Here is a 436-nt window from a genome sequence, read left to right as displayed (position 1 = left end):
ACGGTCACCCTGGACCTGGGCGACGGGCCGCGGCAGTACCGGCGCGAGACCAACACGATGCCCAACTGGGCCGGGTCGTGCTGGTACTACCTGCGCTACCTGGACCCCGCCGACGACGCCCGCTTCGTCGACCCTGAGCTGGAGGCCTACTGGATGGGCCCCCGCGGTGAGGGCGACGTCGGCGGCGTCGACCTGTACGTGGGCGGCGTCGAGCACGCGGTGCTGCACCTGCTGTACGCGCGCTTCTGGCACAAGGTGCTGTTCGACCTGGGCCACGTCTCGTCGGAGGAGCCGTTCCGCCGCCTGGTGAACCAGGGCTACATCTCGGCGTACGCCTACACCGATGCCCGTGGCTTCTACGTGCCCGCCGCCGAGGTGGTCGAGAAGGACGGCCAGTTCCTCTTCGAGGGCCAGCCGGTCAACCGTGAGTACGGGA

General features: G+C 69.5%; 1 pseudogene. It reads left to right on the top strand.

The window, feature by feature from the left end:
• Positions 1 to 436: pseudogene (locus M3677_RS17405) on the top strand (leucine--tRNA ligase); the annotation flags it as partial.

Origin of the sequence: Curtobacterium sp. P97 (assembly GCF_023712445.1) — a bacterium.
Lineage (GTDB): Bacteria > Actinomycetota > Actinomycetes > Actinomycetales > Microbacteriaceae > Curtobacterium.
The sequence above is the reverse complement of the archived record's forward strand: the minus strand, read 5'-3'. Positions and strand labels throughout refer to the sequence as shown.